Source organism: Plectonema radiosum NIES-515, from assembly GCF_025753815.1.
Taxonomy (GTDB): Bacteria; Cyanobacteriota; Cyanobacteriia; order Cyanobacteriales; family Nostocaceae; genus Hassallia; species Hassallia radiosum_A.
The window spans coordinates 1-23,621 of the sequence record NZ_JAOWRF010000035.1 but is presented as its reverse complement, the minus strand read 5'-3'; the positions used below and the strand labels follow the sequence as shown (position 1 = coordinate 23,621).

Sequence of the window (23,621 nt, the reverse complement as noted above, 5' to 3'; positions counted from 1 at the left end):
GCTTTACCAGTAGGTAGCTCATTTCGTCATGGATTTATGAAATGGTTTACTTAGCATTCAAGTTGATCTAGAACGTTCAAGTTTATCTGGAAAGTGAATTTTCACCACAACATATGAGCAACATAACCTTCACTCTGAAAGTAGAATCAGCAGGTGCAAAAGGCGGCAACTTTGCGCGTATTAGCATCAATGGCACAGACATTGGCTTGATCTCTGGCAGAGGATTAAATGTAGCAGTTTTTGACCAAACAACGGGTCAAGTGCTCAGTAAAGCCAACTTCGATACATTTCTCCCAGGCAATGCCCCAAGGTTTGCTGATTTTATCAAAAGTGTTCCAACTGGACAAATAGTGGCACTTGCCGTTAAAGATGATGCCATTGCCAACCTGTACACTGAAGCATACGACGCAGTTGTACAGGCTTTTCTATCAATTGGTAGCACTAAATTTGGAGACCTGCAATTCCAAGGCTCATGGGCACTCATTGGGCAGAAAGGTGGTTTTGCAGATGCCACCGAAGAATTATCTCCTAGCTCACCTGTAACCGTCACTCGTTCGTTTTACCCAACTTCGCCACCACCTATTGAACTACCAGTTCCCCAGACTCAAACAAGGTGGTTGGAAATTCAAAGAATCTTTGAAACTAACCCAGGTTGGGACGCCAGTCGCTTCGGCACGGCAACTGCTACCAGTGGACAATGGCTAATTGTCGGCGCACATTTAGATGATATAGATGGCGTTGCTGGTGATGCTGGAGCTGCCTTCATTTTTCAGTTACAGAACGATGGCTCATGGCTGCAAAAACAGAGGCTGCAACCTCGTGAATTGAAAGCTGCTGACTACTTCGGCTACTCTGTTGATATCAATGGAGAGTGGGCTATTGTTGGCACAGTTTTAAGCGATGTCGTTAAACCTGATGGTGGAGCTGCTTATATGTTCCATTTAGAAAGTGGAGTATGGGTGCAAAAAGATAGGCTAGCACCTCCTGATTTAAAAGCTGGTGACTACTTCGGCGACTCTGTCGCTATCGATGGAGACTGGGCTATTGTTGGTGTACGCCTTGCTGAGGCTCCAAATGTTGGTGATGGTGGAGCTGCTTATATCTTCCATTTAGAAAACGGAGAGTGGAAGCAAAAACAAAAGCTACAACCTCCTGAGTTAAAATCTAACGACTGGTTCGGGCAGTGTGTTGACATAAATGGAGAATGGGCTATTGTCGGCGCAAGATTAACTGATATTCCAGGCGTTGCTGGTGATGCTGGAGCTGCTTATATCTTCCATTTAGAAAACGGAGAGTGGAAGCAAAAACATAGGCTGCAACCTCCTGAGTTAAAAACTGACTGGTTCGGTCACTCTGTTGCTATCACTGGGGAATGGGCTTTTGTGGGTGCACCATATGCTGATGCTTTACCAGGAAAAGTGGATACGGGAGCTGTTTATGTCTTCCATTTAGAAAACGGAGAGTGGAAGCAAAAACTAAAGCTACAACCTGATGATTTAAGAAATTCTGACTGGTTTGGCAACGCTGTCACCATCAATGGGAATCTAGCTGTTGTCGGGGCTAAAGGTCTTGATGGAATCACATGGGACAATAGTGGGGGTGCCTATATTTTCCGGCTAGAAAACGGAGAGTGGAAGCAAGAACACAGATTCATAGCTGATAGAATGGACAGCGAATACGTTAGTGGTTTGGATAGTTATGATAAGCGTTCTGTTTCGCTCACCAGTTGGGGAGTAGCTTTTTTAGGGGCACCCTTGACCAGATACAGAGCTAAGCCTGGTGGTGGGCATGGCGAATATGGCTCTGTATACGTTCTTGGTCAGAGATAAGGCAGATAGGCGTAAATAAATCGAAGAGCCTGATTCAAGTAGGTTGGGTTTGATTAATCAAACCCAACCTACGAGAGTCAAATGCTGCGTAGTAACAAATGATTTTCAATGGCATCGCAAGCGTTTACAACACCATTTTCTGCCTGTACTATACGACTAACTTCTGCGGCTTTAGCGGCATAACTCTTGTCCAGCAGTAATGGTTTGAGTTCTGCGGCAATCTGGCTAGCACTACCATGTTGACGTTCAAGCATCCGTGCCACACCTTTGCGTACTAATCGGGCAGCGTTATCCGGCTGATCGAATGCGTGAGGAATGACCAGCATTGGGCGACCTGCACGCAAGGCTTGAGCTGTAGTCCCTACACCACCGTGATGGACGATCACCGCTGCCTGAGGAAAAATAGCCTCATGGTCAGCATAGCCAATAGCGCAAGCACCTGGTGGAAGCTGCTCTTTGGTAACGGAATCCGCTCCTGGTCCCATCAACAAGACGCATCGATAGCCTAATTGTTGGGCAGCGATCGCACCTTCAAAATAAAAGTTTCCTGGTGCCCACACCATTAATGAACCTAAAGTGAACACGATAGGAGGTGGTCCCTGTTGTAAAAAGTCTTCCAATTCTTTTGGCAGACCTTTGCGATGACGACTCGTGAAAAAAGGAAATCCAGTTACCTGAGTTTGAATCGGCCAGTCTGGTTGAGGAGTCGCCAAAACCTGAGAAAATAAAGCCAGTACCAATTCCGATGAATGTTGCCCTTCAAACAGGAGGTCAGCGCTTGGTTGTAAATCTAATTCTGCACGCAACTGACGTACTGGTGCACTCCAAAAACGTGTTTGCCAACGAAGTTGTCTGTAGAAGTTATCTTTGGCAACCAATGTTAAAGCTTTTTCATAATCAGATGAAGGAGTGGTTGAGCCGTAGGGAGAATCGTAGGCAGACAGAAATGATATGGGTGAGAGAACAGTAGATATTCTTTTAATCCCCATTTTTTCAGCTACAAGAGTCGCTGCACAGGCAAGAGGATGGGTTACTAGCAAGTCAGCTTTGTGTGCAACCTCCACCAAATCAGAATATGTTGCCCGCAAATGAGGCATCGTTAGATAACTAATGCCGTAATCAAGTGGTTGTTGTGAGTTTGAGAGCAACTGGATAAACTGCCCTACTTGTTCTATATCAATGTACCCATCAGGTCTAATTGCATGAAACTCAATTCCTTCGGGTTCGACTATGTGACGGTAAATCTCGTTAGTAGCAAGGATAATACGATGTCCTCGTATTTGTAACTCCTGAGCGATCGCTAAAAAAGGAAACACATCACCATAAGATCCAGTGGTAACGAGCAAAATATTTTTGCTGGTTCCGCTCTCCAAATGACGGGCAACGTTAATTGGTTGTTTGTTCATCATTGATATCCATGATTTTCTTACATGAATTCCAAATTATTTTTCAGATTGAAGCAAGAATTTAAATTGGATCAATTCACATATTTTACACTTACTAAATGTCAGTAAAAAAGATTTCTAGAGAACAATCAAATTTCTAATTTTCAACATCAATATTTCTGATATTAATTTAGCAAAAAACTGATTAAAATGAATAGAATTAAAAAAAAATAATTTCCAATTAATTCATGATACAGTTGTTGTCTAAATAACAAAAACAGGCTAGTTTAAATTATTTATGCTAGAAATTTACTTGTTGATAGTGTGTCTATCTATTTGCTTATTTGGTTTATTGATTTACAATCAAAAACATAATATAGCCAGTGAGTCAAACAATCACTTCCAAAAAGAAGCGATCAACATTACAACTTTATTACCAAGAGGACAGCAGGATAAGAATTCAACACTTACTCAAGAAATAAATCTGAATAATGGTACTCAAAATGAATCTAATAAGTATCAGCAGTTTTATTCAGTTGCTTCTCACTCAGATTTTCAGCCAAATAGTACGACAATAAGCAGAAATGGATCTGACCAAAATTCCTTGATATCGTCTTCTACATCTATTCAAATTACTGACTCTGTGTCATTAAGTTCTGAGAACAAGTCAGGTGTCGCTTTACTAGATAGTATTGCGACAACTTTATTAAGTTCAGAAGATACACAAAATTCTCCAATTGATTTGAGCAGCAACAATACTGCCCCTGAGTTAATGTATGACCAGGAGATTATTAACGAAGTATTGCAAGAATCCCGATTAAAAATAGTTAACAAAATCAAAGAATTTGTAGAAACAAGGAGTCAGATGCTAGGTGCGTATCAACCCTTGTATGACTTATTAGTGGATTATCCATTTCGGAACGGTAAAATGCTGCGACCAACTCTATGTATTAGCGTCGCTAGAGCAGTGGGAGGGATGGGACATAATGCTGTGACATCAGCATCAGCTCTTGAGCTTTATCATAATGCTTTTTTAATTCATGATGATATTGAAGATGGTTCTGAAGCTCGACGAGGTCAGAAAACTCTACATAGCATGATTGGAATTCCTCGTGCTATCAATGTAGGAGATGCTACAAACGTTTTAGCAGTTGGTTTATTGCTAGAAAATTTGTCTCTTTTGGGAGTTGACAAAGCTTTGAGCATTTTACATGAAATTGAGTTTATGGCTCAACAGTCTGTTGAAGGGCAGGCAATGGAATTAGACTGGGTTGCTAATAATGCCTCTAACTTGACTGATCAAGATTACTTTCAGATGTGCGTCAAAAAAACTTGCTGGTATTCATTTATGACTCCCTGTCGAATTGGTTTGATTGTTGGACATCCATCTGTAAGTAGTAGAGATATAGCTGAACCTTTGGCAGATATAACTCGATTTGGTATGGTTTTGGGAATTGCCTTTCAAATTCAAGATGATTTGTTGAATTTACAAGGCTCTATTGAAACTTATGGCAAAGAAATTGGTGGTGATATCTACGAAGGCAAACGCACATTAATGTTAAATCATGTATTGTCAAATAGTGGAATATATTCCCAAAGAATAATTGATATACTTGCTTTACCTAGAGAAAAAAAAACTCCGGAACAAGTAAATTTTATTTTGGAGCAAATGATTAGATGTGGTAGTATCAAGCATGGTTGGGAAGTAGCGAGATTATTGGCAGGGAAAGCAGAAAAAATGTTGGATTCGCTAGATTTTCTTCATCAAGAGACTCCATTGCGTTTAGAAGAAAAATGGGAATGCTCACTTCATGACCGTCGAGTTATTAAAGAAATAGTTAATTATATAATTTATCGAAATCAGTAAATTGTCAGAAGTTTTGAAAATGAATGAAAATCCCAGACTTTTCTTAGATATTCCCCAAGTTAAAGTAAAAGTTTATCCAGGCTCAATCTTAGTTTTGCGCTTATCAGTTCACAGCCAAATGACTGAAAGCTGGTTATTTCGCCTTGCTATAGATGACTGGATCATGGATGATGGTCAAATTATCACGATCGCAAATTTAATTGACCCCCCTTTTATCCAGTTATTGCCGGCAAGCAAACTCAACCAAACTGTCACATTTTTCATTCCCTCTGATCTCAAACCAGAGCAATTCCTCAAAAGTTGGTTACGGTTTCCCGCGATCGCTGAAGAATCTATTTCTATAGAAGCTGAAATTTTATCACCGACTCAACAAAAACACCAACCTCAAGTTGTGGAAGCTTCTCTATCAGTTACCTTACCTTTAAGTTCACAAACAAACCTTTTATCAAGTGCTGTAGATCCAACAACATCTGCTAGCTTTAATCTCATATCAGGTTTGATAGATTTAGACAAGATTCCATCCCGTTGGTTAGTGGCTGAATTTCTCGTAATTTTATATCAAGCAGGAAACGAATATATCAAAACTGAGCTAGGAAAGCAGTTACTTCATCAACTCAAAAGCACTCGCTTCTTTCAGAATGGAGTCAAGGCTTTTGTCGCTGCTCAACTGCCCAACTGGATTGCTGATAGCTTAAATAGTGCGGACAAAGTCTTAAACAATCACAGTTTGCTGTCTATTTGGGAGCAATGGTTGTTTAGTCTAGTTCTAGAGGAAAATGTAGATGTTGCTCACAAATTAGACAAAACTTCTATTTCTCCTAAATTAGCTTTAGTTGTGGTTTCTGAGTTGGGGGAAGCTGCCGATCGCTGGTTTGCTGGAATAGTCTTAGGACTTTTGCTAACTTCACCTAGAGTTGCGACTACCTTAACTGCAACCACTCACTCAAATCGAAATATCTTGATGCGAAAGTTAGAGAGTGATGATGCAATCCAAGCAATCAACAATCTCATGACTATCCTACAAAGTCTAGATATACTTCCAGTCCGTTGGTTAGTGCTAGAGTTGTTGCTCTTAGTGTGTCAAAAAGGGAATCAGTACATCCAAACGAAATCTGGCAGTCAATTGCTCCAACAATTAAAAACCACCCGCTTTTTTAACAATGGGGTAATTGCCTTTAGTTGTGCTCAAGTTCCACGTTGGTTAGCTATTAGTCATCAGGCTGCAATTGCCTATCAAGCTTCTGGTAGTTCTGGGCTATTTAAAGGTGGTTTACTTGATGTCACACAACAGTGGTTATGGAGTTTGGGACTCACAGATTTAAATATTAGTTCGCTCAAAAATGATATCTCAATATCAGCTAATGCAACAGATGCTTTCATATCATCCTTGGGCATGGATGCTCAAGCCTGGTTTGGTAGTCTTGTTCTCGGACTAGCGTTGCGATCGCCAAAAATTGCCGATCTCTGCACCAGAGAGATTTCCACTCATCTTGGTGTTGCCTCAGTTGTGCCTTCCACTACATCTCAACAAACACCAGAAAATATTTTTCAACAGAGAGGGTCATTACAGCGATGACTATTGATGAACAACTATTAGACCGAATTGAAACCCTCCGCATTCCTTTGGACGATCCTACCTTAGCCTTAAGCTGGAAGGATTGGTATCACTTCGTACTTTGGGACAAAGAAGGCAAAATACGGATATTAGTCAATTTAACATTAGCAGGAAGACCAGGACAGGGAGAAATTCAAGTCAGCTTTTTAGTCAACATTGCGAGCGATCGGCTTCCTGTAGAATATCAAGTTGATACTCCCATGCTAACCTTCGGCACTGCCTTGAGCTTAGAATGGCAACCCGACATGGTTTGCCGATACCCCTTACGGCTCTCAGGAAACAACGTTTTACTAGAAATTAACGGCAAGTACTCGAGACTAGAAGTCCAAGACGAAAGAATGCAACTAGCCATTCGTTTTCAGGGAGAGGCACAAGCTACACCTTTATTAGTTACTGAAGATTCACCCTTTGGCAGCGGTTTCATTGGTTGGGCTTTGGTACCAGGTTTACAGGTGATGGGAGAGTTATCTGTAGGTGGGCGAAACTTCGATATCGATCGCAGTTGGTTTAGCTATCATGACCGTAATTTTGGTAGTTTTCGTTGGGGTGAAGATATCGGCTGGGAATGGTTTGTCGCTTTTGCCACTTGTGATGATGGTCGGCAAATTACTCTGGCTTTAGACCAACGTACCAACAAAGACCATTCTCTCAAAGGTTTACCTTACATTTTTGTATATATTGATCATGAGTTAACTAAAACTTTTATTGGTTCTAGTTTATACATTAACTGGCAATGGTCTGATTCTTCACTTCGACCTGTACGTCTGCCAGGAATTATGGCTTCGCTGTTTAGCGATCGCACCATCAGAGTTCCTCAAGCTTTGCAAGTGGAAGCCGCTGATCCAGAAGGTCGATTGTTAATCAACGTCAAGTTTGAAACAATAGCAGAGTTAATCGTACCTGACAATCAAGAACGTCAATACACTTTTATTGAAGAAGTCACCGGCACAGTTGAAGTTAGCCTTTTTCTTCAGGGCAAAACATTGCACGCCAAGGGAATTCTTTATGGTGAATATGTGCTTTAATTATTCTCACTCCCCCTATTTATGCAAAGTCCATCTTTAGACCGTGATGCACAGTTAGCTCAATCCCTGCACCGTCTTGTAGAAATACTGCGAACTCAACAAGGTTCTACCTGGAAAGATTTAGTGCAGACAGTATCGGGAAAAACAGCCGTGATTGATCTAGATGGAGTTCAACTGCAACTCTACGCTAATGGCGGTGAGCAACTCCAAGTTGAGACTAAATATCCTGTCGTATTTGAGTCAGTTAATCTTCGCACTGAAGCTGAAACTCTTAGAGACGTGGTGAGTGGTAGATTGACTTTAGATTCAGCAGTTTCCCAAGGGAAAATGAGCCTGCGCGGTAGCTTCCAAAACTTGCTTGGAGTTTATCGAGTAGTGAGTGGAATTTTGGCTGATAGTGCGATTAATCCACAATTGCGACGTTTGTGGACAGAATTCGATCAATCATGGTTACACCCCACTTCTATTACCCCAAGCCTTTGTCTAGAGAACCAAAAACCATCCTACTACGGTGAACTAATTCGCCAGATACCAAAAGATGTCCTTGAAATTGACATTTCCCCTCCACAGGAGAAACTTCAAAACACCTAGTACCGCTGCGCGTAATTCGGAATTCGTGAATTGATGACAAACAATTTGCTTTTTCTAGTTCAAATGCTCTTGAATTCCTGATATCCTACTTGCTAGGTATTAGACTGCTATTAACCATTTAATAAGTGGTCTCCTCAATAGGGTTTGGTTAAGATAGCCTTGACCGTGAACGGTGAGGCTACAGCCTGTGGGCTTAAGCGAGACGTATTGGTAGATAACTCTAAATCAAAGTAACGAAAATGAAACATCTAATTAACTGTCTGACAATACTAATGCTTGCCTTTGTGGTAACTTTTGGTTTTCAAACTAATGCTGCACATGCACAAGCTCAATGTCAACTGAACATTTCCCGAAACTGCGATGTCACGCTCTACAATAATGAACTCTTGGAGCTAGAATTTAATCCTGCTAGAGAGTTAATAGTGACTGTAATCAATCAGAGATCTACTGTTAACGGAGCTCTTCGATTCACAACTATACGTCCTGAGATACCAACAGTGCCTCAAATCATAAATGCTGGTACTTCTGAACACTTCATCTTTCCTGTTAATGGAATCACTAAGGCGACTATTGAAAACGTAGGTTCTCAAGGTACAAATTGTCTTGGAATAAGAGTAGTGACTAGTACGAGAATATGATATTAACACTTTTCCATCACCTAGGCAGAGGCAAGAAAAACTCTTTGTAACCAGAGGTAATCCACATTTGCTGATGTCTGTCAATGCGTAACTCCTAATTTTTTGTGTGCAACTTCTGGAAAAGTTGTTCAAAAAAGAACAACAACTTCGTTTTCTGGCAACAGTTTGACTCATCTGTAAATACAATCTACGATGAAAAAATTCACTTCATTTCTCCTGACAGCACTTTTGTGTGTCAGTAGCTTCCTGTTTACAACTCCTGATGCATTAGCGAATACAACTGTTAATGTTCCAGTGAGTTTTGCCAATGCGACTAACTTCCCGGTCAGCGGTTCTCCCCGCTCTGTAGTGGCTGCGGATTTCAACAACGACCGCAACCTTGACCTGGCTACGGCAAATCCTGGCAGCTTCAATGTTGGCGTTTTCCTGGGAAATGGCGATGGCTCTTTTCAACCCTTGACTCATCCCTACGATGTCGTATATAGACCCTACTCTGTAGTGGCTGCGGATTTCGACAACGACAGCAGGGTTGACTTCGCTACGGCAAATCCAGAAACCGACAACGTCTCCGTCAGACTGGGAAATGGCAATGGCTCTTTTCGATATCCTCCGAATCACTTCGAGGTCGGCAATCGTTCCCACTCTATAGTGGCTGCGGATTTCAACAACGACAGCAATCTTGACCTGGCTACGGCAAATATAAATAGCAACAACGTCTCCGTCTTACTGGGAAATGGCAATGGCTCTTTTGAACCTGCGACTGAATTCCCGGTCGGCAATTTTCCCCAGTCTGTAGTGGCTGCGGATTTCAACAACGACCTCAACCTTGACCTGGCTACGGCAGGTTCGACCAACGTCGTCGTCTTACTGGGAAATGGCAATGGCACTTTTGGATCCCCGACTGCCTTCCCATTCAGCGGGGGTAACCCGCATGTAGTGGCTGCAGATGTCAACAAGGACGGCAACCTTGACCTAGCTACGGCAAATGGGAGCGGCAACAGCGTCTCCGTCTTCCTGGGAAATGGGAATGGCACTTTTCGACTCCCGACTGACTGGGAAGTCCGCGGCAATCCCAGTTCTGTAGTGGCTGCGGATGTCAACGGCGACACAATGCTTGACCTAGCTACGGCAAATAGTAGCAGCAACAGCGTCTCCGTCTTACTGGGAAATGGGAATGGCAATTTTGGACTCCCGACTAACTTCCCGCTCGTTGGCAACAATAGACCCAGATCTATAGTGGCTGCGGATTTCGACAACGACGGCAGGGTTGACCTCGCTACGGCAAATGGGAGCGGCAACAGCGTCTCCGTCTTGATCAACACGACAGAAGCACCACCACCAGAACAACCAGATCAAACGGTACCAATACTACCAGAACAACCAGATCAAACGATACCAATACTACCAGAACAACCAGATCAAACGATACCAATACTACCAGAACAACCAGATCAAACGATACCAATACTACCAGAACAACCAGATCAAACGATACCAATACTACCACCACCAAGCTATTTTTTAATCGAAAACAAGAGCAACCATAGAGTATTGGATATTGCCGCACGCATTCCATTACCAGGGACAGAAGTTGTTTTGGCTCCACGCAATGGTCAAGCTAATCAAGAATGGTCAATTGATGAGCAAGGCTTAATCCTAAGTAGGCTCAATGGTTTTGTGCTAGATGGTCGAAATGGTACGATTGCGCCTGATACCGGAGTTGTTGTCAACCGACCATCTCAAAATACAAATCCGCAATGGATCATCACAGAGGAAGGATTCATAAAAAGTAAAGTCGATAAGAGCTTAGTGATAGATATTACTGAACCCCTTTTAGTGTTCCCTAGGGCTATTATCAGAGAAGCTAATGGTAGCCTGAGTCAGCAATGGGAATTGGTTCCTGTCACAAATTCTTCTTCCCAACCCGTTACGAAACCTGATTCCAAACCTGTAGGAGTTTAATACCGTAGGATTTGAGATTGCTTCTCTTCCTACCCTGCGGAAAGGCTGATGCCAACGCATTGACATACAGCAGATTGCCCTAATATCGAATACACGTAGAGACGTAGCACTGCTACGTCTCTACAAGTTTTTGGATTTTATATATGTACTTCATTTACCTGAAATCTCCTGTCAATATTTTTGCGTAATACCGTTTATTTATGAAAATGTGCCTAAGAGCGCCCACGTAGGTAAGCTCTTGTTTGTGTGCCCGCGTTGCTCCCAGGCTAAAGCGCCTGTTCGCGCAGCGTGCGCTCGGCGCAGGGCGAATAAACCGCAACTTCACACAAAATTGGTATGACCACTTCCGCGCAACACCTCAGGCTTCTAGCCTGAGGACTTTCAAGCAACAAAAAAGAGGTCATCATTGACCTCTTTGCAACTCCCTACAATAATTTTTGTTATATAGGAATTACAGTAACCCAGTATTGGTGCCTTGCTTGCCAGTTGCTAGCTCCACCTTGACGATTTTGCCGCCCATTTTCATAATGCGCTGTTGTTCGCGAAACCAGTTGTCATAAGGAACCAACTTGGTAAAGTAGGTGTTTTGCAGTTCGCGTTGAGTGCGAATGCGAGTTTGACTGGGAACGCAAGCGGTAACTTTAAACATCCGCATCGGGTTAAATCTCCTGTATTTATCGTGAAAACTTTTTTATGTCAAAAAAATGGGAGTGTATCTTTTACGTAAATCTTTTTAGTTTTACTCCAAGGCTGGAAATCAATCATCAATACTAGACAGCTAACACTCATCACTCCAAATTTCTAAATTCAAAAAGACAAGCGACATAACTTTCTAGCACTCACGATTGATTTCCAGACCTTAATCAAGCCGCACCTAACTTCAACTAGTTATTTAAGTGCTGACTAACTCTTAGCTTAAGCCAGAAGAGATATAGTCGAAGTAAACGCCCATTTCCTTACCAGCGTCGGGACCAACCAAGCTAGCAGTTACTTCTTTCATTGCTTGGATAGCTTGCACAGTTGCACCAACGGGTACACCCAAGGAATTGTAGGTTTCTTTCAAGCCATTCAACACACGCTCATCAAGGATGGAAGGATCTCCAGCCAACATAGCGTAGGTAGAATAACGCAAGTAGTAGTCCAAATCGCGGATGCAAGCAGCATAGCGACGGGTGGTGTACATGTTGCCACCTGGACGGGTGATGTCAGAGTACAACAAAGCTTTTGCTACAGCTTCTTTGACGATCGCCGAAGCATTAGCGCTGATGCTGCTAGCAGCACGAACGCGCAGTTCACCAGTTGAGAAGTAGCCTTTTAATTTCTCTAAAGCAGAGGTGTCGAGGTACTTACCTTGAACGTCTGAAGAGTTAATGACAGCGGTAATTGCGTCTTGCATGTTGTTAATTCCTTATTTCCAACCGTATTGCAATTGTTCTGTTTCCACAGAGAAACAAGTTCAACCTATTGCATTGCACCAACTAGGTAGTCGAAGTAAGCGCCGGCTTCACCAGCATCTTCACTTGACAACAGGGATGCGGCTGCATTCTTCATTGCGTTTACGCCTGAAGCAACAGCGTCAATGGGAGTTCCCAAGGACTTGTACATTTCGCGAACACCCACAACACCGATTTCTTCGATGGGGGTTACATCACCAGAAACAACTCCGTAGGTGATGAGACGGAGGTAGTAATCCAGGTCACGCAGGCAAGTAGCAGTCATTTCTTGACCGTAAGCGTTGCCACCAGGAGATACAACATCAGGACGCTTTTGGAACAGTTGGTCACCAGCTTGCTTAACAATCCGCTCGCGGTTGTCTGTCAAAACTTGAGCGATGCGAAGACGACGCTCACCACCTGTAACAAAGCTCTTGATCCGATCCAGTTCGCCAGGGCTAAGGTAGCGGGCTTCTGCATCAGCATTCACGATAGCTTTCGTGACGATACTCATGATTTGGATTCCTCCAGTACTAATGAAACCAGAATTTGATTAAACTGGTGCGACTTTTTGGATTGACTGAGTTTTTCTCGTTTTCTTAGACAAAACACTTGCAAAATTGTTTGTGTTGTGCTAGGAATTTCGAGTTGATTTGGGTAAATAGAACTACACAAGCCGTAAAACTCAGATACCTTCCGCAAAATATTTTCGGGCATTATGTTGAGCAATTATGACTGCTCTTAATACTTTGTAATATCTTTTTTCAGATTTGCAGTCGCACGGACAATCTGAAAGCTTTGTTGCGGGGGGTTGGGAGGGGGGGAGGGGGGGAGGGGGAGAGGGGGAGAGGGGGGATGGGGAGACAAGGAGACAACGAATAAAATTCACCTTGTCTCCCTTGTCCCCTTGTCTCCCTTGTCTCCCTTGTCTCCCTTGTCTCTCTAAACGCGATCGCTACCTAGCACGTCCGCCGGTCAACACAGACGGTGACAAGCTAGACCAGGATTGTTTCACCAAGTCCGCAGCTGCTTGGACGCTACCGAGGTAGTTACCCGCAGGTAAAGACGGGAAGCGTGGGTAAGGCACCACGTCTTCACCAAAGTAACGAGCGTACTCTGGACTTTCCACCATCGCTTCTACAGCGGCTTTTAAACCACTATCAGCCAGCAACTTGTTGTAAGTGCGTATTTCTGCCTGAGTAGCTGGTGCGCGTCCCAATATGTGACGGAATAGGAACTCAATCACTTTGGTATTGGGATAAGGCGTATAGAAGCGTTTGCGATAGATTTCTGAACTAGCTAAATCGCGCACAAACTCGCGCACGGAAATTTCCCCGTTTCGCAGTTTGCTTTCTAAGTCAGAACGGCGGAAGTAACTAGGAACCTGTCCGCTAAAGACATCCATTACCTGACAGTAAATCGCGTCCATCACTTGCTGCATTTCTGCTTGACCTGAGCCTACGGTCATGCGGTAAATACGGGCTGGTTTGCGACGGCTTGTACCAACACCAACTTCCACCGACTGTCCGCGACCGTCGTTGAAAGAACGACCGAGTTCGATAAACAGCGGTTTGGTTTTGTCGATATCGCGAGTTCTCGCTGCCAAATCTGCGATCGCCTTGCCCAAAATCGGCATTTTTGCCACATCCATACGCGGCTGCACTGTATCAAAACTGGGCACAACCACATCATCGTTTTGCTTGGTGAGTTGGTTGTACAATTTCTGAGAGTTCGGATAATTCGCCGCCGGCAATGTTAAGAAGCGGTTATAAGGCACCACGTCTTCACCAAAGGCTTGCAGATACTCAGCACTGTTCACCATTGCCCCAATAAAGGCACGCAACCCTTCACTAGCCAGTATCTGGTTATACTTACGTATTTCCCCCTGGTCTAATGGCGCACGACCTAAGAAGTGCTTGGTTCCCAGTTCAATTACCTTGGTGTTGGGATAAGGCGCGTAGAATTCTTTTTGGTATAGACTCGAACAACCTAAACCTTCGATGAATTCCTTAACGTTAATTTCCCCGTTACCCAATTTGCTTTCTAAGGTCGTAAACTCGTTTTTAACGATGTATGGAGCAATATCGCGCTCGAAAATCTGACGGTAGGCAGCGTTGATCAAAGTTTTAACGGCAACTTTGTCATTAGTACCAGCAATCTGCTTGAAGATTTTCGTTTGTTCGCGCTTCTTGCTAACACCTTGGTTAATGCGGGACTGAATATCCGGTTCTGAGCGTTCTTGAGTGACAGCACCAAGTTCGACAAAGCGTGGTGTTTCTTGTTGATCAACTCTGTTAACGACTACATCTTCGCGAATGCTACCAACCCGCAGTTGTCGCAGCGATACACCTTGAGGAGTCAGATAACGTTCGTAAGGAACAGTATCTTCACCAAATGCCTCACTGTACTCCGGACTGTCAAGAATCGCATCTACCAAGGCGTAGAAGCCCTTCTTAGAACATATATCGAAGTACTTGTTATTTTCTTGGCGACCGTAGGTAGGACGACCCAACAAGCGCCGGTGAATGTACTCGATCGCCTTACACACATAAAGCGAAGTCCAGTACATTTTCCGGAATAGATCCGACTTTGCCAAAGCGCGGATAAATTCCCTTACAGAAATTTCACCGTTTTCTAGCTTAATTTCTGCTACTTTCAGCCGCTGACCTTCGTAAACATCGCGACCGAAAACTTGCAGGTAAGCACCTTTAATTAGTGCTTGGGTGGAACTTTCTGAGTATTTTACACTGACACCGGTTGGTGACTTTCTGCCTCTTGTGCCCGGTAGCTGATCTAAGCGGAAGATTTTCGGACCCAAGGTACCTGGGAATTCACCACGCGATCGCGGATTGCTATTCTGGTTATTAATACCCGGACCATTGTGAATCAAAATCCGCTTGGTATCTTTGCCAAAAGGCGCCGGACGACTGCTGGGGTTGCGAGTTTCTTTCGGGAAAATCGCTCCAAATTGAATTTCCAGCGGATCGTTACCAGAACCGTAAACGTGTTGATCTGGTAGTGGCTGTTCGTAGTCAGCGAATGTGGTGATAAACTGAGGAACTTTCCGGAAAGGCGCACTGTAATTTAACAGGTCTTGCTGCGGTCCCCAGTTGCGACATTCTTGAGCTTCTTGACCCAGACCGCGCAGGTATGGTACTGTTTCTTCTCCAAAGTAGTCAGAATATTCCTGAGAATCTACCAAGGCATCGACTAAAGCAGATAGACCGCCATTGGAAATAATCGAGAAGTAATTTTGTACTTCTTCGCGGCTACTCGGTCCACGTCCGAGGAAGTGACGGAATGCCAATTCTAAAGCGCGGCTGTTGATAAAAGGCTGATAAAACTGTTTTTGGTAAAGGGGAGATTTGCCAAGGCGTCGGACAAACTCTTTCATCGAGATTGTACCGTTCTTCACCTGAGATTCCAGGTTAGATATCGACTGACTGTAAGCACGGGTAATGTCGCGCTCAAAAATTTGCCGATAAGCCGCTTTGATGATTTCAACTTTTTCACTTGCGCCCAATCCAGTCTTCATCACAAACTTGGGTCTACGCTCTGCCGCATTAAAATATATTTGGGGCAGTTCTAACCCTTGTTGGTCACTAGAAGAACGTTGACGCAGTTTATTTGATGGGGTGGGTGCTTTGAATTCTCCCAGCAAAACATCCATGTACTGAGTCACAATATCTGTTGCCTCAGCATCCTTGCGGAAAAAGGAAAGTGATGCTTGTTTGATTTCCTGCAAAGCCACAATTGTCGCTTCACCAGAACAAGCGTTTTCAATTATTTCCCGCAGTCCCCGTGTATTCACGGATATAATGTTGGGGTCGCCTGCAACGATCGCATAAGTCGCGTAGCGCAGAAACCACGACAAGTCCCGCAAGCTCTTAGCCATGTTGCTAGGACCATAACGGGAAATGTTGATTGGTCTAAAACCCGCAGGCGTCGCACCACCACTAGGGGAGGAGTTAAAAATAGAACGCAAGTTTTCTAGGAATCCCCCACGAGTTTCCACGTAGGTGACGGTTCCTAATTTCATTCCCTCTCTTACATCCATTCCCCCAGCAGCGACAGTCGCTAGTTCTGGTTCTTTGAGCTTTTCTAAGAAAGCCATTGGCGAACCACCGACAAAAATTCGGTTGGCGGCTCGTGAGACTATAATCTCAGAATTGTCCGTGAGCGTCTGGGCAATTTCTAAACGCTTTGCACCAGATGCAAAATAGCTTTCGAGTTCCTTCAGTTCGCCGGTTCCCAAAAAGCGGTCTTGCTGTTCCGCTTGGGTAATTGTTGACAAAGCTAAAGTTTGATATAGTTGCGGACGCGCAACTGAGCTTCCACCACTTGCCTTAACACTCATCGGATTTGTAAAACTCCCATCATAATTATTTATGTGTTAAGCCTGGGTTCGTTTGCAGGTTGACACATCGGTGTGGTCATGGGGTTCCGTGCCACCTTCAAAACTGCTAGAAAAATTTAACCCAGTTCAGCTTTTAGATTAGAACGTTTTGCGGCATCTGAGCGGCTTTATTAAGAAGTGTGTCAATCTGTAATCTACAAGTGTCTGGTTGGGCAAGTGGATGGGAGGCGCCTGTGAGAGAAAGTCTAAGTTTTGTGTCGTTAGTGCCTGACGACTGGAAGTCGCGGCTAAACGAACGAAGTCCGCCTACGCGGACTATGAGGAGTGGTGATTTTTAGTTGGTGGTGACAAAATCGATGCGTTTTATGTATTTAAGTCAAATGAGAACCACTATATTTTATTTGGTACATCTACTTCGGATTAATACAAAACTCGTCATTGGTTTGAGGAACACGGGGGTGAGGATATATTACCCGTAAACCCCCAAAACGTACTAAAAAATCCACTATAACCGCATGAACTGGATAACCTTCTAACTTTAAGCACTTCTAGTATTCACTTGTGTCTACTTTGCGGTTTTCACTCCATCCAGCCTGCTGTAGCAATGAAGAATGATTACCTCCAGATGCTGTCTGCTTAATCACTGTTTTTCTCAACTTCGGAACTTTTGTTTCTATTTTGGTATTCTTCAAATAACTCAAAAAATCTTTCTAAGGCTTCATGCTCATCCATAGAGAAGAAGAGAATTATTTTTGCCCAAGATTGATTTGATTTAATTTCATATTTTTCTTGAACCCATTTTTGAAACCCTTCAAATTGTATTTCCTCTTCAGTTGCAGCTAAACCAACTTCTGTTCGAGCTACTTTGTATCCTCTTAAAGCCATGTCAAGCCTAGTAATTGAGGTAGTACCCAAGTACATAGCTGGTCTCTTTTTAATATCCTTTAGAAGCTTGTAGAAATTGTATGTACCAGATTTCCAATTCTTCATATTGGATTTTAAATTTTCTTCAGCTTCATCTTTTTGATTTTGGTAACTTTCTTTATGCTTCAAAAACTCTTCAAATAGTTCAAAAAAGCTATAAAAGGCATTTCTTTCACTCCCATGTGTAAACAGAAATATTGCATCCCACGAGCGAGGTACTGTAGTTTCTACTCTTTCTTGCATCCAGTCTCCAAATCCTTCCATTGCCAAGCATTCCTGAATAAATCCCAAATCACAAAAAGTACTTAAGTAGCTATTTAAGAATGAATGAAGACAAGTAAGTGATGGTTTATCTAAGTATGTGGCAGGGTTATCTTTGATATTTTGAAGAAGTCTAGATAAATTATTCATATTGATTACATCCAGATGCTCTCTGCTTAAACACTTTTTTCGTCAAATTTTGAACTCTTGTTTCTATTTTGGTATTCTTCGTACAGTTCAAAAAATCTTTGTAGGGCTTCATAGTCATCTATAGAGAAGAAGAGAATTATTTTTGCCCATGATTGACCTGATTTTATTTCATATTTTTCTTGAACCCATGATTGAAAACCTGAAAATTCTCTTTCTGGCTTAGTTGGGGGTACACCAACTTCTTTTCGACCCAGACTGTATCCTCGCAAAAGCATATCAAGCTTAGTAATTGAGCTAGTTCCTAAAAACATACCTGGTCTCTTCTTTATGCCCTTTAAAATCTCGTCATAAATATCAAAATCAAAAAACCTTGATTTTTTTTCAGTAGCACTATATTTTTCTTTACCTTCTTGAGTTTTTGAAATATCTTTCAGTTTTTTAAATTCCTCAAATAATTCAAAAAATCTATAGAAGGCGCTTCTCTCACTTCCACAGCCAAAGATAATTATCTCAGACCATGATTGACATACTTTAGTTTTTGCTCTTTCTTGTATCCAATCTTTAAATCCTTCAAAGCCAGAAATTTCTCGATCCAATCCCAGATATATTGGAGCATCTAAATACCCATTTAAGAATGAATGAAGACAAGTAATTGATGGCTTGTCTATGTACACGACTGGGTTATCTTTTATCTCTTGGAGAAGTCTAGAGAGATTGTTCATATTGATTACCTACGCTTTAAAACAAGTATCCTGAGTGCGTTAGCCTACGGCATAACACACTCAGGATACTTTCTGCTTAACCACTATTTTCGTGTACTTCTAAACTCTTGTTCCTATTCAAGTATTCTTCAAAAAATTCAAAAAATTTCTGTTTTGCATCGTCATCAGTAATTGTTCCATTAATACTATCAATAACCCCTTTACCAATTTTTTTGGAGAAAAAAACTACCATAAATTATCGATATTTCAAAGATATCTGTGGTAATTACAGCAGGTTCCTGATGGGATTTTGTACCCATAGAAAAGCCAATTAGGTCAGCTTCTAGTTCATGTATTTCCTCTGAATCATGCACAGTCCACCTTATGTCGCGACAATCCTGAAAAATTAGGACATAAGGTAAGCGCTCCTTAGCAGGATTGTACACACATTCAAGTGATACTTCGTTTCCCCATAGAGAGACCTTCACACTTGTAATTAGCGATGTCAGACCACCAAGTTTAAGTAAATGATAATCGTCCGGCATATTAATTTAATTACTTACCTTTTCTAAAGTTTTCTTACTTTATCCCCTCGAACTGAGAAAATCTGCCGATGCTGTTAAATCAACCTCAGCCTAAGTCAATTAGGCTTTTTCCGTCGTTGTTAAATGAGGTGCGAAGCCATTCCACAAAGTCTGGATCTAATTTATCAGCCTGCTTCAGAAAGCGTAAATCTTCGCTTTGTTTAGCCATTTCTCGAACTGCCAACGGGTGGCTTGCGATCGCCTCTTCCAGCTTTTTTAATCCAACTTTAGACTCACTGACATTGAAAGATTTGTCTCCGTGAGGGATGAATGCATCAATGGTGTTTGTAACACAGTTCGCCACCCTAATAATCTGCTGTGGGGTAGGATTAAGACAGGCTTCTAGAGTGTTGCAGATCGCTATAGCTGCCTCTTGTGCTTCCATATCAGACAAGCCACCAAAGTCATCCGAGTCTGGGATTACATCTTCACAATCCTTTATTAATCGACGAATTAAAGCAGCATCCACTGGCTTTCCTTGAAGGATTTGCCAAACTTCATTAAGTGCAGTTCTCAGCACAGAGGGATCTCCCCAGTTTTCCAGAAAAGAAAAAGCGTTGTAGTTGGGAAGCAGCCTCTCGCAACAAGAAGCCGCAAACGCGATTCTATGAAGGGGAGGGAGTCCTTCTAGTTCTTTTTCTAAGGCATCAAATTTGTATAAGTTTAGATTCATTTTGTTATTCGCTTATATCTAAACAGCGGTTTTCCCTCCATCCAGCCTGCTCTAGCAATGAAGAATGTTCTTAGGCTTCTAGCCTGCCCCGTTTTTCAGTTTTTCATGTTTGAGTTTTGGCATCAGGGTATTTTTGGCGTATCCCTTCCACTGCAAAGGGCTTCAATGGCATCAGTTCCAGAGTCCCCAACATGAATCAATGTGTCGTCGTAGCCTGCGTATACTTTACCATCTTGAGCCATTACTAAAGTCATATGATAGCTGAAAGCCTCGCCGATGATGCAAAGCGGAGCGCCCACCCGCTCACTGTAATCTTCAACCCTTTCAGGATAGATGTGTGCAGCAGCAAGAGTCGGATTGATGTAAAATTCGTCTTTTTCGTTTTTGACCCGGTAGTGTGGATATACTACTCGCAAACCCCCAAAACGTTTCAAAAAATCCAATACAACCTCATGAAGGGGATAACCTTCTAACTTCAAGCTTTTCTCGTATTCGCTTGTATCCACACAACGCTCTTCGCTCCATCCAGCCTGCTGTAGCAATGCTCTTGTTTCTGTTGAAAATACTGTCATAAGTAACTGTTCCTTTTCTTGCATCAAGGTTGTCCTTGATTAATTGACGGGCTAGGGGTCGCTTGTCACATTTGTCCCATCGGTGGTTACTCGACAGTTTTGACACCGGGGAAACGCTTCACCTGTTTTAGTCCTAACTGTATGTACTTCTAAATCTTCTACATTGGCTCCATCCAACAGTGCATTATTGACTGCCTTAAATTCCGCACAGTTTGACACCTCCCACGGTTCGAGGCTAGGTGAGGGCATACGCTCTGCTAAATACTCGTCGATTGTTGTAGGTAAAGGTTTACCACTTGTGCCATAGTAAACCTTACCAGTTTTAGTGTTTACTGCGGCTGCGGTTGCTCTTGGAATATCTCTTTTAGGCAAAGTATCACGCAATTCCGCAGCCTTTGCTTCCGCAAAATCTTTTGCTTGTATGCCTTCAGATATTTCCGATAAAGGTGCTGGTCTGGGTTCTTGGGAAGTGTCTAGTGGTTCACTAGGATTAGGTGGATTCGGTGACTGGTCTGATGAGGAACCTGACGAGTTATCGCTTGCCGTTGGCACAGAAGGATTTTGCGGCTCTGGGTCAGCAGAATCTGCTGTTCCGTCTGCGTCATAATCAAAATCATTTTTTCCAGGAAAAGTAAAGAATCCGTGTTCCTTCCTCAACAAACGCTCATCGGCTGGTGTATTAGGGTCGTCTGTCTCTTCTCCTGGAATTACAATTGTCGGGGCATTAATCTTATCTCCAGGATTTAATATCCCCGCTTGAGGCATTGAATTAATCAAACCTTGCCAGTCAGAACCATTTAATAATCTAACTGCTTCATCACGCTTTTCTTGAGACCAATCAGACCAAGATTTATTGACCTCAACCTTATCTAGACCTTGCAGGCTTTGCCATTGAGTAATTTGATCAAAATAATCAATTTCGGGAATCTTAGCAAGAAGTGCGCTCTTGCATCCCCAAGGATACCCGTTAGTTTGAACAATCTCTAAATGAGGAGTAACACCATAGGGAACATCAATAAATTTTTCCGAATAAGCATAAGGGCAATCGGGGTAATCAGGGGCAGTGTAAGCAACACCACGAATTTTCCAATGAGTACAAACCTCAGAATCATTAGGATAAGTAGTACAATACTTCTTCTTAGCCTTTTCCTGAGCCTTTTCATTTTGAGACTGATTCCAATAGTATAAAATTCCTAAAGTACCAAGCCTCGCAGCAACAGAAATTTCCGCAACACCTTGCACAGAAGAAGTAGTAGCTCCAGCAGCAGTAGTAGTGCTAAGAGTTGAAGCACCAAACCCAGCACCTGTAGGAGCAGAAACAGCAGGAGCTACTTCAGAACTTATAGCAGCAGCACATTCAGGATTAGCAGCACAAGCGTCTAGGGATGACAAGAATGCATAAGCAGGTTTAGCAAAAATCCCTTTAAATATTAAAAGTAAAAGAAAAGTCCAAATTCCTACTAATTTAGATACAGATTTATTTGTTTTTGAGCGGATGAGTCTAACTCATAAAAATGGTGTTGTAACTATATCTAATTTTTTCCTAGCAAAATTTGGTATTTAAAACTTATGTACCAATTACAATGTATAGGTAATTTTCAATATTTATTGACTAAAATTATACTCAATTGTTTATAAAGTTAATCTAAACAAAAGTGCTGTAACATTTAAATTTTATAAGAAGAAATATAGATATAAGCCTAAGTAGTAATTTGAAAAATTAAATATCTTAACAATTCAGGGTTTTTTGTATTGTTCTGATAAAGTTTCACAAACCAAGTTTTCCGTCAAGGATAATGGTGTTTCTCCAAACCTGTGGAAAGAATACATATATAAAAGTTTTAGAACTACCCACTGCCAACCCTCAACAGCCCTTAGTCACGCAACTGAGAGTTTATTTAATTGAAAAGTCCTGAAACGCTACCTAAGCGTCCTAACTTAATTACCTGATACTTTATTAGTCTCCCGTTATCGCGTCGTGTAGCGAGGGATTTTGCCGCGTGGATTTGTACAGCATTTCTGATGCTCGCTAAAAAATGATTGATATTTTGCAGCTTTATTGAGGCAACGCACGAGTGCGATCGCTCAAAAATAAATTTCCCCGCTGATTGCGAAATAGCGATGAGTGAAGCTGTATTTATCAGCGTTCGCTTATAAAAAAACTTATATTTATGCGTAATAAATTTTACTTACTATTACATGCTGCTTTGTTCACTCTAGCTCTGATGTGGGCGAACACTTCGGCTGATGGCTTACCAAAACCAAACACGAATCTTGCCTTCAGGTTGACACAGAATATATCTGTTGTACAACCTTGAAATATTCACTCCTGTTAGTCAGCAAGATCGATGTAATAAAGCGTAAAACCTCACCCCGTCTTTGACTATTGTCAAAGCCTCCCCTCTCCAAAACATCGGAGAGGGGTTAGGGGTGAGGTTGCATATTATTCAATTCTCCTTCCTAAAATTAATTGTGCGATCGCCTTTTGACTGCAATCGCTAACCTAATGAGTGCGATCGCCTTAACTATAATTCTGATCTACCATACAGAGAAAACCCATGCCAAATTGTAATAAATTTAACTTATTATCTACTGCTGCTTTATCCGTTTGTGCGATCGCCTTAACTGTTGCCCCGGCAAATGCCCTACCAGGACAAAATATTAACACCGTCCTCAACTGGGCAAAAACTAGACCTCAACTATCAGCGCTGAAATATAACAGCGAAACGCATGGTTACGGAGGTCGCAACGGTAATTTATACTTTTTTGTAAATACTACTTCCCAAAATGGCACTGTAACTAAAGAAGGAATAACAGTCAGCAATGACCCCAGCATAAAATTTACCACTGATAATGCCAAAGGCGTAAAACTGCTGCAAAATATTTATAATTCCGAAATTGCCAACGACTTTCGTAATTCTCGCTCTTTGACACTCCCCACGCATAAATGCGGGGGATTCTAGCATCACCGAGGTTCTTTGCTTTTACTGGTCTTGCGACCAGTAGAAGTAGAGAGAACCTCTCCGCTAGCGTTAGTTTGGGAATGCCCTTCCC

At 42.3% G+C, this 23,621-nt stretch carries 17 protein-coding genes and 2 pseudogenes; 7 read left to right on the top strand and 12 right to left on the bottom strand.

Annotated elements, in window-relative coordinates:
• The first annotated feature begins 113 nt into the window (after positions 1 to 113).
• Positions 114 to 1,829, top strand: coding sequence for an interleukin-like EMT inducer domain-containing protein (locus OGM63_RS02340; protein WP_263743891.1), 1,716 nt, complete (start codon positions 114 to 116; stop codon positions 1,827 to 1,829).
• A 77-nt stretch (positions 1,830 to 1,906) separates the two neighbouring features.
• Here the strand turns inward: OGM63_RS02340 and OGM63_RS02335 are convergent, their stop codons facing one another.
• Positions 1,907 to 3,238 (bottom strand): glycosyltransferase, encoded by a 1,332-nt coding sequence (locus OGM63_RS02335; protein WP_263743890.1) that lies wholly within the window; start codon positions 3,236 to 3,238, stop codon positions 1,907 to 1,909.
• A gap of 274 nt (positions 3,239 to 3,512) precedes the next feature.
• Here OGM63_RS02335 and OGM63_RS02330 point away from each other — a divergent pair, with 274 nt between their 5' ends.
• The 5 genes from OGM63_RS02330 to OGM63_RS02310 all read left to right on the top strand — a co-directional run bounded on the left by OGM63_RS02330 (position 3,513) and on the right by OGM63_RS02310 (position 10,912).
• Positions 3,513 to 5,081, top strand: coding sequence for a polyprenyl synthetase family protein (locus tag OGM63_RS02330; protein WP_263743889.1), 1,569 nt, complete (start codon positions 3,513 to 3,515; stop codon positions 5,079 to 5,081).
• Positions 5,082 to 5,100: 19 nt separating this feature from the next.
• Positions 5,101 to 6,657, top strand: a complete 1,557-nt coding sequence (locus tag OGM63_RS02325; protein WP_263743888.1) for a hypothetical protein — start codon at positions 5,101 to 5,103, stop codon at positions 6,655 to 6,657.
• Positions 6,654 to 7,721: a hypothetical protein gene (locus OGM63_RS02320; protein ID WP_263743887.1), complete on the top strand. Its 1,068-nt coding sequence runs from the start codon at positions 6,654 to 6,656 to the stop codon at positions 7,719 to 7,721. The genes OGM63_RS02325 and OGM63_RS02320 overlap by 4 nt, the downstream gene beginning before the upstream one ends.
• A 21-nt stretch (positions 7,722 to 7,742) precedes the next feature.
• Positions 7,743 to 8,312, top strand: coding sequence for an SCP2 sterol-binding domain-containing protein (locus OGM63_RS02315; RefSeq protein WP_263743886.1), 570 nt, complete (start codon positions 7,743 to 7,745; stop codon positions 8,310 to 8,312).
• Between the two features lie 830 nt (positions 8,313 to 9,142).
• A complete protein-coding gene (locus tag OGM63_RS02310) occupies positions 9,143 to 10,912 on the top strand; it encodes an FG-GAP-like repeat-containing protein (RefSeq protein ID WP_263743885.1) in 1,770 nt (589 codons plus the stop codon).
• 451 nt (positions 10,913 to 11,363) lie between these two features.
• On the opposite strand, the gene OGM63_RS02305 is transcribed toward OGM63_RS02310, so the two are convergent.
• From OGM63_RS02305 to OGM63_RS02260, 11 genes and pseudogenes are all read right to left on the bottom strand, one after another.
• Positions 11,364 to 11,567, bottom strand: coding sequence for a phycobilisome linker polypeptide (locus OGM63_RS02305; RefSeq protein ID WP_029638447.1), 204 nt, complete (start codon positions 11,565 to 11,567; stop codon positions 11,364 to 11,366).
• Between the two features lie 255 nt (positions 11,568 to 11,822).
• The gene (gene apcB / locus OGM63_RS02300) at positions 11,823 to 12,308 is read right to left on the bottom strand and encodes an allophycocyanin subunit beta (protein WP_263743884.1); all 486 of its coding nucleotides are present in this window, start codon (positions 12,306 to 12,308) and stop codon (positions 11,823 to 11,825) included.
• Between the two features lie 65 nt (positions 12,309 to 12,373).
• Entirely contained in the window at positions 12,374 to 12,859 is a 486-nt protein-coding gene (apcA, locus tag OGM63_RS02295; protein WP_263743883.1) for an allophycocyanin subunit alpha, read from the bottom strand.
• A gap of 441 nt (positions 12,860 to 13,300) precedes the next feature.
• A pseudogene (locus tag OGM63_RS29505) lies at positions 13,301 to 13,783 on the bottom strand (phycobilisome rod-core linker polypeptide); the annotation flags it as partial.
• Positions 13,784 to 14,005: 222 nt separating this feature from the next.
• Positions 14,006 to 16,702 (bottom strand): annotated as a pseudogene (locus tag OGM63_RS02290) (phycobilisome rod-core linker polypeptide); the annotation flags it as partial.
• A gap of 636 nt (positions 16,703 to 17,338) precedes the next feature.
• Positions 17,339 to 18,037 (bottom strand): hypothetical protein, encoded by a 699-nt coding sequence (locus tag OGM63_RS02285; protein WP_263743881.1) that lies wholly within the window; start codon positions 18,035 to 18,037, stop codon positions 17,339 to 17,341.
• A 26-nt stretch (positions 18,038 to 18,063) separates the two neighbouring features.
• A complete protein-coding gene (locus tag OGM63_RS02280; protein WP_263743880.1) occupies positions 18,064 to 18,759 on the bottom strand; it encodes a hypothetical protein in 696 nt (231 codons plus the stop codon).
• A 200-nt stretch (positions 18,760 to 18,959) separates the two neighbouring features.
• A complete protein-coding gene (locus OGM63_RS02275) occupies positions 18,960 to 19,283 on the bottom strand; it encodes a hypothetical protein (RefSeq protein ID WP_263743878.1) in 324 nt (107 codons plus the stop codon).
• 85 nt (positions 19,284 to 19,368) lie between these two features.
• Positions 19,369 to 19,995 (bottom strand): DUF416 family protein, encoded by a 627-nt coding sequence (locus OGM63_RS02270; protein WP_263743877.1) that lies wholly within the window; start codon positions 19,993 to 19,995, stop codon positions 19,369 to 19,371.
• A 122-nt stretch (positions 19,996 to 20,117) separates the two neighbouring features.
• Positions 20,118 to 20,567 (bottom strand): SUKH-3 domain-containing protein, encoded by a 450-nt coding sequence (locus OGM63_RS02265; protein WP_263743876.1) that lies wholly within the window; start codon positions 20,565 to 20,567, stop codon positions 20,118 to 20,120.
• A gap of 51 nt (positions 20,568 to 20,618) precedes the next feature.
• Positions 20,619 to 21,959 (bottom strand): YwqJ-related putative deaminase, encoded by a 1,341-nt coding sequence (locus OGM63_RS02260; protein ID WP_263743875.1) that lies wholly within the window; start codon positions 21,957 to 21,959, stop codon positions 20,619 to 20,621.
• 1,166 nt (positions 21,960 to 23,125) lie between these two features.
• On the opposite strand from OGM63_RS02260, the gene OGM63_RS02255 reads away from it, so the two are divergent.
• The gene (locus OGM63_RS02255; RefSeq protein ID WP_263743874.1) at positions 23,126 to 23,530 is read left to right on the top strand and encodes a hypothetical protein; all 405 of its coding nucleotides are present in this window, start codon (positions 23,126 to 23,128) and stop codon (positions 23,528 to 23,530) included.
• Positions 23,531 to 23,621 lie beyond the last annotated feature (91 nt).